Origin of the sequence: Paenibacillus sp. FSL H7-0323, assembly GCF_038002725.1 — a bacterium.
GTDB lineage: Bacteria > Bacillota > Bacilli > Paenibacillales > Paenibacillaceae > Paenibacillus_AQ > Paenibacillus_AQ odorifer.
In genome coordinates this window covers 5168555-5180439 of sequence record NZ_JBBODB010000001.1, presented here as the reverse complement: position 1 = coordinate 5180439, position 11885 = coordinate 5168555, and the positions used below count along the sequence as shown (strand labels likewise).

Genomic DNA, 11885 nt, shown 5'->3' with positions numbered 1-11885 from the left:
GAATAATTACCATTGCTCGGACATTTTAAAGGTGACTGCGAGATCGTCCCCGCCCGAGAGGGAGTTTACCACCAATGTGACAGGTTCATCATGGAACTCGTATGAGAGTCGCTCATTAAGTAAATTGACCGCCAGATTCGCATACGCCCCAGAAATCCCTGATCCTGTACCTTGCATAATAACTTTTCCACCCGTGACCGTAGTGCAGGTATAGTTCACTAGCAGCGCCGTGTCCGTGACAGGAATATTCGTAGTCGGTGTAGGATAATTCTCGAAGGCCCCATCAAGGGTCCCGCCTGCAACGACCATATATCGCACAGGTCTTTTGGACATAACATCTAAAGCTGCCGGTCGAATCTCAGCCGCAAGACCTTGTGGAATAGCAAAGCCAGGACGTCTCATAAAGCTGATCGCTGCGAAGTCAGTCGATGTAACGGTCACGTTATCACGTATTTCCGAAGTTATTCGGCTCACTTGAAACACTTCAAGATCAACGGCCGTCCATACACCTTCCGCATCAACAAGGAAAACCTGAATCTTCATCTGCTCCTGTGAATATACAAAATTAAATTGGAATAAATCCTCTACCATGACATAGGTCTTGCTTAAGGTCTCCTGATATTGCAGCTCAAATAACTCTTCAACAAAAATGGCCTGGGGACTGACACTATTGGATAAGCCCGTAATATAACAAAACGCGCCAGCCGATCCATTGTTGACAACTTTGATCACTACTTGATCTATTGGCCGAGTACCGTCGACTGGTAAATTAATAATGGTGTTTGTGGACAGAACAGGCAATGTCATCACACCTCCTATATATCAATTCATATATGATATGTAAACATTGTTTAGAATTATTGGGTATAATTAAAATACAAGAGATGTTCCAGAGCATAAATAGAGATTTGCCACTAAATAACGAATGTGGTAAACTCGACTTAACTTTTTATGAACGGAGGGTTACGTGTGATAGACTTTATCCGAGTTAGAACTTTGCGCGGCTAATTGAATAGCGCTAAAGCTCTGCCCATGTGCAGAGGACTCAGGATTGGTCTACCCATTTTTAAAGGTAACCCGATAATTTAACAACAGCGTGTAGGGAGGATTCTCTTCACCTCCATTCCTTTAAGAATTGAACATCCATAGAAGCCAATTAGCCAACTGCTGCTCGCAAGGGATCAAAGTGACTCTTCCCTGCGACTGGACTGTTGTTTAATTCATTCTACCTATGGAAGGCCCTAACTCTGACGTCCTCTAACGAACCGTAAGCACAGGCAGATTGCCTGTGTTTTTTTGCGTTTATTATTTACTATTGGAGGATGAATAAATATATGGAACAAATACGAGAAAAAGCAATTATAGTCGGTGTCCAGCTTCAGAACGAAACGAATTTCGCCTATTCGATGGAAGAGCTGAGCAATCTGGCAGTTGCCTGTGACCTTGAAGTCGTAGGAGAGCTTAGTCAAAAGGCAAGTCGAATTAACCCCTCCCATTATATCGGGACAGGTAAAATCGAGGAATTATCGGCACTTTTAGAGGCACACGATGCTCCTATTGTTATTTTTAACGACGAACTGTCACCTTCACAGATCCGCAATTTGGAGTCCGCACTGGATCGTCAGGTCATTGACCGGACCATTCTGATCTTGAATATTTTTGCGGAAAGAGCGAAGACCAAGGAAGCCCAGCTGCAAGTTGAAGTAGCCAAGCTGCAATATATGCTGCCGCGCCTCACAGGTCTTCGTGAGTCGCTGGGCAGACAAGGTGGCGGAGCTGGACTTAAAAACAGAGGTGCTGGTGAAACCAAGCTAGAGCTGGACCGCAGAAGAATTGAAGAGCGGATTACTGCTTTACAGGTTGAACTGCAACAACAAGTAGCAAGACGTCAAATCCAGCGGAAACAACGGCATAAAAATGAAGTTCCCGTCGTCTGCCTGGTAGGCTATACGAACACCGGAAAATCCAGCTTAATGAATGTCATGGTAGAGACTTACCATCCGGGTTCCCATAAACAAGTATTCGCCAAGGATATGCTGTTCGCTACACTAGAGACATCGGTTCGCAGCATTGAGCTGCCTGATCACAAAACCTTTTTATTAACAGATACTGTCGGATTCGTCAGCCAGCTTCCCCATCATCTGGTCAAAGCGTTCCGCTCCACTCTTGAAGAGGTTACCGAAGCGGACTTATTGATTCACGTAGTCGATATTTCCGATCCGCAGCATCAACAGCATATGGCGGTTACAGATGAGACGCTCAAAGCACTCGGCGCTGACCAGATTCCAACGATCTATGCCTATAATAAAGCTGATCTGACTGATTTGCCTTACCCGCAAATTGAAGGTGACAATGTCTACCTTTCCGCCAAGAAAAATAGTGGAATGGCTGAACTTACCGCTCTGATCCGCAGCCATGTTTTTACGGACTATGTCCAGTGTGAGATTCTGGTTCCATTTGATCGGGGTAATGTAGTCTCCTATTTCAATGAACACGCCCATGTTCAATCTACTAGCTATGAAGAAACAGGCACACGCCTTGAGCTGGAATGCAGAAAATCTGATTTTGAGAAATTCCGCAACGATTTTATTGAGCTATAACAAATTAGAAACGACGTGGTAATCCTTAATTAAAAAAGAGGGATAGAGTTTTCAGAGTTATCTGAAGCTCTATCCCTTTCTTTTGTGAATAAAAAAATGAACAATACAAAAGAGCCCTCTCTTTGCATTGCTCAGTAAGTATAAAATAGGCAGACGCTAGATCTTATAAATATAGTTTCTAGACCCTATTCTTGAACATACAGTGTATCGGAAGCTTCTATTGTTGGCTGCCGGTAAAACCGTTCCTGCAGATAACCGCTGTAAGTAATTAAAGTCTGGATGCACCGATTCATCCGTTAAATAGGCCGAGATATCACTCCCATATACTCTTTCCTGATTCAGAGAGTCTATGATGATCTCTCCAGTAGTAATCCCTATGCCATGGCCGTAGAACAGATCATTTTCGAGTTTAATTGCATTCTCGCCCTGCCATTCTGGCTTGCTCGGAGCATGATCGGGATTCTTGAAATATACAACGTCTCCCCGCTGCGTTAGTTCCTTGTTGTAGTTTGTAATTAAGCGTAGATTCTCATCGTAATTCCAGTCCCATAAGAACAAATCCTTGAAATACTGATTAAACGCTTCCTCACCTATAGCTTCAATCGTCGCCCGATACATAACAATGACCATGGCTGTCGCGCATTCAAAGGCATATAAATGACCATTCCGAAAAATATCTTTAATTCCCACTGTGGGCTCTACGCCAGTGTTCAGCTGAAGTCCACCAATCTCTGTACGTGTCCAAAACTGCGGATTGCAGCGGGAATCATCAAATGTTGCAAAATCCACTCCACTTTCATTTAAAGCTTCAGCCGATTCCACGATGCTTTCTCTCATTTTGCGCTCAAAGTCAAGGGCATCGGGTGAACGAACTTCCTTCACCATGCTTAGTCCCTCCAATGTTATAGGTTCTAAATATAGGTTATTGTACGTGTTCGTCACCGGGTTGGTGCTTAATTCTCATGATTCCCTGGCATCCACGAACCACTGGTTAAGCTGCCGTGTCTCTTCCGTCAAAATATCCAGGAAAATAGAAGTGCGATAACCCGTATCCTTCAAGCTTTTGCCCGTAATCTCTGCAATTCGGTTTAATCTATAAAGCAATGTATTAGTGTGTATATGTAAAAAAGCCGCGGATTCCTTTAAATTGCCGCTTAATGATAAATAGACAGCGATGGTTTTGAGAAAATCACTTTTATGCTCGCGATCATGTTCTTTTAGCGGATATAGCAACGGGCTTTTACGAATTCGACTGCGCTTTTGCTCCATAATAGCCGGTATATATGCCCAAAATCCAATCTCCTCGTACAATAGCAGCTCCCGCCCATGAAAAGGCAGCAGCTTTTTGATCTCCACAATGGACACCGCTTCCCAATAGGCAATAGCCGCGGACATATATTCAGTGTAATCGAGACTACAGCCAGCAGCCAGTGTGCAGCCTTCACTCTTATACATATCCTCCATTGTTTTATGCAGGAATGAAGATAATCCACCCGCCCCCTCGATCACAAAGCTGAAGGAAAACAAAATAATCAGCCGATTATGCTCAGCCGTCAGAAATAGTAATTGCAGTCCGGAATAAGATGCCATAACCTGCCGAAACCGGAGTATTAAATGATCATCGATTACCTTGTCACTTTCAAACACGCTAATATAATATTTTTCCGGCAAAAGAATGGACCAAAATTCCGCATCCTTTTTAATATTTGCTTCGTTGTCGTAGTGGGAGGTAATCAGCTTCCAGAAAAAGTCCTCATGCGTTTTGTCCTGCTTCGTTTTCCAACCTCGCTGCTTAAGTAAATAACGGCCTACGATACCTGCCGCCTTCTCAACGATATTTTCGGCATGCCCTTCTACCAGGTTGCCTGTATCTACTACCCATATGTACCCGAGAATTTCCTTTTGATGTTTAATACAAATGGCCAACCGGGGACCAAGTCCCACCTCCAGCACTGCAGGAATTCGAATGGGATGTGCCGCACTCTCCAGCTGCTGCATAATCCCTTTTTTGCGCAAGCCAATAATCACAGTGTTAGGTACACGCTTCCCGATAATCGTTGAAATCCGCGCGGAGTCACTCTCAAATTCATGCGAGCTGTAGCCAATCACATGATGATTGCTGTCCTCAATGGTAACTTGAGACTGGAGCGATTCACTTATCGCATCTGCCAATGATTCCATACTGTCGAAGAAACGATCAAATAATGGATTCTTATCTGTCACTAGCTTCACTCCCACCTGAAGAATAACCAAATCCTGTACTCTAGAGTGATTTCATTATAGTATGCATCCCCCTAGCTGACTATAAGATAAATAGCTGGTTTAGGTGAGGGGCGAGATCGGCTTGTTGAGGAAGGTGTTTGGGACGGGGATGTTTGGCGGGGGTTTTGTTGAGAGTTTTGTCGGGGTATTTGGGAAGGTTTAATAGTTGTTGGTGATTACCAAATGTTATAAGTGGTTTTTAGGGAATAACCCCCGGAAATCTCTCATCAAAGCTTTCACCCTATCCATCCAACTTCACTATGTAATCTATCCACCATAGCACCGCACGAGCAAACATCTACTGCATCTAATTACACTGAAACGCAATCTATTTACTTTAACGCCATACTGACCAACTTCCACCCGGTCTCCACCGCAAGAAACGCCAAACAGCAAGCTCCCCGCAGAGAGCTTGCTGTTTGGCTCATTCCATTATGGAACGCGTCTATTTTAGATCAATGTGAATGTCTGCTCCATGGCTTGCTCAACCGAATAAGGTGTCTCACCCAACGCTTCGGCAACAGCTTGGCAGGTGATTCTGCCATTGGCTACATTCACGCCGCTTCTTAAGCCGTCATTATCCTGAATCGCCTTGATCACACCTTTATTGGCAATTTGCAGGGCATATGGAACTGTAACATTTGTTAAGGCAATAGTTGAGGTCTTAGGAACAGCGCCTGGCATATTAGCCACGGAATAATGCAGCACGCCGTGTTTCACAAACACTGGATTATCATGTGTCGTCACTCTGTCGATGGTTTCTACAATGCCACCTTGGTCAATGGCCACGTCAACGATCACTGATCCCGGCTTCATGGTCTTGACCATTTCTTCAGTAACCAGCTTCGGTGCTTTAGCACCCGGAATTAACACGGCACCTACCAGCAGATCCGCTTCAGCCACTGCTTTGGCAATATTATAAGGGTTAGAGATCAACGTATTAATCTGTGCTCCAAAAATATCATCTAATTGACGTAGTCTCTCCGCGCTGAGGTCAACTATCGTAACATCTGCGCCTAAGCCAATAGCCATCTTAGCTGCATTAGTACCTACTACACCGCCGCCAATAATACTCACTTTACCTCGACTAACGCCAGGAACTCCGGAAAGAAGAATACCTTGTCCGCCGTAGTTCTTTTGCAGGAACTGCGCGCCCAATTGGACGGACATCCGGCCAGCTACTTCGCTCATCGGTGTTAACAGCGGCAAGGTGCGTCCATGAACAACCGTCTCATATCCGATCGCAAAGACGCCTTTGTCTTTTAGCGCAGCAGCCAAGGCAGGCTCTGGAGCAAGATGAAGATACGTAAATAGAATAAGGCCTGGACGGAAATAGGGGTACTCAGTTGCTAATGGTTCTTTTACCTTCATCACCATTTCAGCAGAGCTCCAGACCTTTGCTGCATCCTCAATCAATTGTGCTCCGGCAGAGACATACTCTTCGTTAGGAAATCCGCTGCCCACACCGGCTCCAGCTTCTACGAGCACTTGATGACCTTCAGTAATTAAACTAACTACACCCGCAGGGGTTATGGCAACACGATTTTCATTGTTTTTAATTTCTTTAGGTACTCCGATAATCATCATTCATCTCTCCCATCTAATGTAGATCCCTTATGTAAAGAATGATAACATATGATTAGCATTCCCATTTTGTTAAAAAATTAAAATATTATCTACCATGATTGTGTTTTTACACAAAGGATCAGACTTAACTGCCCATTAATCTTTAACCATTTTGGTACTCAACACAACCATCTTTATTATCTCATAAAAAAAGACACCCTATAGAGTGCCTTTTTGACGATTTTGTATGAAATTAAAGCGACTACCTTATTGCATTATGTTATATTAAGTGACATTACCTATCTTGATAATAACAACATCACTGTTTCTAACACTACATTTACCCCTTTTTCGCAGTCTTCATAAGAGGTTAGTTCCTCTTCACAATGGCTTTTACCCTTCACGCTAGGCACGAACACCATTGCGGATGGCAGAAAGCTGGCTACGAATTGTGCGTCATGCCCTGCACCACTTGCGATCTTTCGACTGGAATAACTCAAGGTTTGAGCCGCTTGCTCCACCAAATCACACACATTCTGATCAAACCACACCGTATCTCGGCCCCAAAGCTTAGTCTTGCTTACTTCACATTCCAGCAGTTGCTCTGGCAAACCGTTGATAATGGCTTCCACTTCACGCACAATCTCCATCTCTTTATGTCTGGCTTCAATGGTGAAAATCACTTTATTGGGAATGACGGTATGGATATTAGGAAGCACATTCATTCTGCCCATGGTATACACAAGCTCGGAATCGAGCGCCCCCAGCTTGCTCCGCAGCTCAATAATCATATCTGTGGCAGCAAACAAAGCATCTTTGCGCATCGCCATAGGGGTTGTGCCCGCATGATCGGATTCTCCCGTCACCTCAATCTCGTAACAGGCCATACCAACTACACAGTCAACCAGCCCAATCGTCAGCTCCTCTTTTTCAAGAACAGGCCCTTGCTCGATATGAAGCTCCAAATAAGCGGTGGCTTCGGTGATACGATTGCTCATTTCTCCCTTATATCCACTCTTCTCCAGCGCTTCACCAAAGGTGATGCCTGCTGGATCTTTTTTGTTCAACATAACACTTTTATCAAACTTTCCGGACAACACACCAGAGGCCATCATCGATGGCTCAAAACGTGCCCCCTCTTCATTCGTAAAATTCATAATCGTCACCGGAACCTTCGGCTTAATCCCGTAATCTACAAGCGTCCGCACCACCTCTAGACCCGCGATAACCCCCAGGACGCCATCGAATCTGCCCCCTTTTTTCACAGTATCCATATGCGAGCCAATCACAATCGGAGGCCCGGAAGTTTCGCCTGCCAGTGTGGCATACATCGTCCCCATATCATCCATCTTCACAGACATTCCGAGCTCTTCACAACAGGCACGAAAATAATCCCGAACTTTAAGATCCTCTTCCGTCAGCGATAATCGGGTCACGCCATTTTTATCTGTACGCCCATAATCGGCAAATGCCTCGATTGTATTCTTCAGTCTCTCACCGTTCACGAATATTTTTTGCAGCTGCATCCCAGATCCCTCCGCTTCGAGCATTTTGTTGGCTTTCTATCTATGTTAAACCAAACCATAATATTTTCATTTTACATATTGTAATAACTATTATTCACATGATGCTACAACGAGTGGAGCCAGCAATAAGTAAACTAAAGTAGTATATACAATCTTTTCATACGAGGGGTAAGCTTAAGATAGCTTATCATCCAGTTTTCCACAGGAAAGGAGCGAGCCCATGAATCTAAGCCTTGTGATCCCGGTATACAATATAGAGCAGTATATAACCCCTATGTTTAATTCACTGCTTGACCAAAGCGATCCGCATTTCGAAATCATCATCGTAGATGATGGTTCTACGGATAACACTTACAACGTTATAGAAAAGATTCTTTCGCGTAATCCCGCCCTTTTCTGTAAAGTCATTCGAACGGAGAATCATGGAGTAAGCGCGGCTAGAAATAGGGGATTAGCTGAAGCCACAGGTAATTATGTTCTTTTTGTCGATGGAGATGATTATGTCTCCGCAGACTTGGTCTCAACCATTCATTCTTATACTCAAGATGAACAACCCGAGATTATTTGCTGGGGTTATAATCATGTCTCAGAAGGCAGAGAAACTCTATTAAGCTGTACCTCTGATTTCAGCGACGTGACGGGAAGCGAAGCACTGGCGCGGATTTTCGTGAACAAAAGCTTGCGAATATGGACAGGGAGTATCGCTTATAAGCGAGAATTCTTACTTCTCCACGGGTTAGGTTATACAGAACGCTGTGTGAATGGAGAGGATCAAGAGTTCATCTACAAAGCCTTGTCCAGAGCGGCCAGAGTCATCTCAATCCCGGATATACTATCATTTTATTTACAGAGAAACTCCTCCATCTCCAACAGCTATAACGTGAATAAATTCGATGTAGTGGATGCTTTCAAAAGGGTGGATGAATATTTTAAAACCTATCCCTTTGCTGAACTAGATACGATCTCACCTTTGTTAATGAACCGGGAGCTGATCGAGAACTACTTTTTCAACCTCAAAACCTGTCTAAATGGTACGGAAGGGGTAAGCATTCAGGAATTACTTCGTGACATCAACCATACCTATCCCAAGCTCAATCAAGAAATGGATGAACTCATAAGACGTTATAGAGGAGATAATCGCAGATTAACCCTTTATATCAGAACATTTTTAATCTCCCCGCTTCTATATCACAGATTCATCTCTGTGGAGAGAGGCTTATCCCGGTTCAAGCGCAACCTACTTAAAGGGAACGGAACCCGAAAGGAATCTAGAATATGAAAAAGATGCTGATATACGCCTATACCGAATTTAATCTGGGCGATGATCTATTCATTAAGGTGCTGTGCGAAAGATATCCGGATACCAAATTCAGAATTTGCGCACCACGCCTCTATAAACAATGTTTCAAAGAGCTCCCTAACCTCAAAGTGTATCCTTCCGATTCCCTTCTTCTAAGAGGCATTGGCTATATTTGCAGGAAGCTAAAGATACATAATGTGGCTCACAAATATCTGGCAGATCACTCAGATGGCGTCGTTCATATCGGCGGCTCAATTTTCATGGAAGCAGACCACTGGGCAGAGCATTTCAAGAATGCAGAAGTCATTCGTAATCAAAATAAGCCTTACTATCTGTTAGGATCTAATTTTGGCCCTTTTACAAATCAAGAATACTATGATGAGCACAAGCGGATTTTCAAGGATTATACAGATATATGTTTCAGAGAACAGTACTCTTATGATTTATTTAAGGATCTGGATAATGTCCGCTTAGCCCCAGATATTATTTTCCAGCTAGACCCGCCAGATATTCCAAACGAACCGGAGGATTACATCGTCTTATCCGTTATTAAACCTTCTGCGAAAGGTCTGAACGGTTTTGACAACCTCTATTATGAAAAAATGAAAGAACTCGCAATTTATTTCATTGAAAAAGGTTACGCGGTTCATTTCATGTCATTTTGCGAACACGAAGGCGATCAACTGGCGATTGAAGAGATTCAGCGCCTTATCGGTCCCTCCTACAAGGATGCTATTCAAGTGCATTTATATAAAACGAACATGGAAGAAGTGTTGTCCGTGTTAGCTAATGCCAGTTCTATTGTGGCTTCAAGATTCCATGCAATGATTCTGGGCTGGGTATTTAATAAACCGGTATTCCCTGTAGCCTACAGCAAAAAAATGGTCAATGTAATGGAAGATGTTGGATTCACAGGTCTGTATGCCGATTTCAACACGCTGGAACAGTTCCAGCCTGCACAGATTTTTGAAAGTATGATCACCTGCTCTATGGATGTCACACTGCAAGCAAAACAAGCCGAAAGACATTTCGAGCATCTAGACACGTATTTACCGCTTTACGAAAGGGGGATTCGTTATGAAAGCCAAGCGGAGCATTCTTAACTTATCCTTTGGACTGGGAAGTCAACTCATCACGATTATCCTCGGTTTTTTTATACCCAGACTGATAATGGTCAACTATGGCTCTGAGGCCAATGGGCTGATCGCTTCGATTGTGCAGATTATTAGTTATTTGGCGCTGCTGGAAGCAGGTGTTGGGGCGGCCTCGATCCAAGCACTTTACAAGCCGGTAGCTTCGGATAATAAAAACAATATCAACTCTATTCTGGCTGCCACCTCCAGCTATTATAAAAAAACAGGTATTTACTATTTCTTCGCCGTACTGCTACTCGCCATCGTGTACCCGCTAGTGATCTCGTCTGAGATCGATAAATTATCGATTATGGTCATTATTTTGCTTACGGGGATGGGCGGAGCAATCAATTATTATTTTCAGGGGAAATTCAAGGTCCTGCTCGCTGCGGAGGGAAAAAGCTATGTAGAGACTTCCATTGTCACTGTGGCTAATATTATGAACAGCCTGATCCGGATTCTGTTATTACTGCAAGGTGTGGACATTATTGCGGTTCAAGCTTCCTATTTTATCTTAACTTTACTTCAAATCATCGCTTTCTATATTTATATGAATAAGAATTACAAGTGGATCAACCTGAATCTCAAACCAGACTATGAAGCCATTGGTCAAAAGAATTCCGTATTAGTCCATGAAATCTCCTATTTGGTGTTTAGAAATACTGACGTACTTATATTAACCATCTTTACGAATCTAAAAATCGTCAGTATCTATGTTATGTACAATATGATTTTTACGATCGTGGATAATATCGTTCAGACCATAAACGGAAGTGTGAAGGCTGCCCTAGGGCAAAGCTACCATGAGAGTAAAGAAGCATTTATTAAATTTTATGATGCTTACGAAGTGTATTTTATGGGGCTTATCTTCTCGATTCTAACGGTGGCTTACATTTTGATTTTACCCTTTATGAAATTGTATACCGCCGGGGTAAACGACGTGAATTACATTGATATGTGGTTGCCGGTCTTGTTCGTAGTCATCAAATTATTAACCAATGCCAGAACGTCTTCCAATAATGTGATTACCATCGCTGGACATTTCAAAAAAACACAAAACCGTTCCATTCTGGAATCCGCCATTAATCTGGTGGCTTCTGTTGTCTTCGTAATCTTCATGGGAATTTACGGTGTACTGATGGGAACGATAGTTGCCCTCCTATACCGCTCCATAGATATTGTGATTTATGCCAGCAAACATTTGCTGGACCGCAGTCCATGGGTCACTTTTAGAAGATGGCTTACGAATGCAGTAGTTTTTGTAGGCATTATTCTCATCACAACTGCCATCGACATCCCGATCCATTCCTATCTGGGGCTTATGATCTGGGGTGTACTTCTAGGACTAGTGATCTTGCCTGTATATTTTGTAATCGGCTCTTTAATGGAACGGGAAGTCTTCCTCTATACATGGGAACATCTCAAAAAGTATCGATACAAACTCAAAAATAAAATTAACGCTCAGCCTGAGGTAAGTGGTTTATCCAAATAACACAAC

Annotated in this window: 9 protein-coding genes; 4 read left to right on the top strand and 5 right to left on the bottom strand. The window is 43.2% G+C overall.

What is annotated here, in order from left to right; translation table 11 throughout:
• Window positions 1-6 precede the first annotated feature (6 nt).
• Window positions 7-807 carry a hypothetical protein gene (locus MHH89_RS23395; RefSeq protein WP_076303188.1) on the bottom strand — a complete coding sequence of 267 codons (801 nt, stop codon included), beginning with the start codon at window positions 805-807 and terminating at the stop codon, window positions 7-9.
• A 527-nt stretch (window positions 808-1334) separates the two neighbouring features.
• Here MHH89_RS23395 and hflX point away from each other — a divergent pair.
• A complete protein-coding gene (hflX, locus tag MHH89_RS23390; RefSeq protein ID WP_076186202.1) occupies window positions 1335-2600 on the top strand; it encodes a GTPase HflX in 1266 nt (421 codons plus the stop codon).
• Window positions 2601-2756: 156 nt separating this feature from the next.
• Here hflX and MHH89_RS23385 read toward each other — a convergent pair whose 3' ends face one another.
• The 4 genes from MHH89_RS23385 to MHH89_RS23370 form a co-directional block, all read right to left on the bottom strand.
• The gene (locus tag MHH89_RS23385) at window positions 2757-3485 is read right to left on the bottom strand and encodes a hypothetical protein (protein ID WP_076139027.1); all 729 of its coding nucleotides are present in this window, start codon (window positions 3483-3485) and stop codon (window positions 2757-2759) included.
• Window positions 3486-3560: 75 nt separating this feature from the next.
• The gene (locus tag MHH89_RS23380) at window positions 3561-4823 is read right to left on the bottom strand and encodes a PucR family transcriptional regulator (protein ID WP_341088252.1); all 1263 of its coding nucleotides are present in this window, start codon (window positions 4821-4823) and stop codon (window positions 3561-3563) included.
• A gap of 489 nt (window positions 4824-5312) precedes the next feature.
• Window positions 5313-6446 (bottom strand): alanine dehydrogenase, encoded by a 1134-nt coding sequence (gene ald / locus MHH89_RS23375; RefSeq protein ID WP_038568222.1) that lies wholly within the window; start codon window positions 6444-6446, stop codon window positions 5313-5315.
• A 281-nt stretch (window positions 6447-6727) separates the two neighbouring features.
• The gene (locus MHH89_RS23370; RefSeq protein WP_341088251.1) at window positions 6728-7954 is read right to left on the bottom strand and encodes a Zn-dependent hydrolase; all 1227 of its coding nucleotides are present in this window, start codon (window positions 7952-7954) and stop codon (window positions 6728-6730) included.
• A gap of 220 nt (window positions 7955-8174) precedes the next feature.
• On the opposite strand from MHH89_RS23370, the gene MHH89_RS23365 reads away from it, so the two are divergent.
• Genes MHH89_RS23365 through MHH89_RS23355 form a run of 3 tightly spaced genes read left to right on the top strand, consistent with a single transcriptional unit; the run spans window position 8175 to window position 11879 of the window.
• Window positions 8175-9233, top strand: a complete 1059-nt coding sequence (locus MHH89_RS23365) for a glycosyltransferase family 2 protein (protein WP_076303191.1) — start codon at window positions 8175-8177, stop codon at window positions 9231-9233.
• Window positions 9230-10357, top strand: a complete 1128-nt coding sequence (locus tag MHH89_RS23360) for a polysaccharide pyruvyl transferase family protein (RefSeq protein ID WP_076303192.1) — start codon at window positions 9230-9232, stop codon at window positions 10355-10357. Before MHH89_RS23365 ends, MHH89_RS23360 begins: the two co-directional genes overlap by 4 nt.
• Entirely contained in the window at window positions 10332-11879 is a 1548-nt protein-coding gene (locus tag MHH89_RS23355) for a sugar isomerase (RefSeq protein WP_076126979.1), read from the top strand. The genes MHH89_RS23360 and MHH89_RS23355 overlap by 26 nt, the downstream gene beginning before the upstream one ends.
• Window positions 11880-11885: the final 6 nt, after the last annotated feature.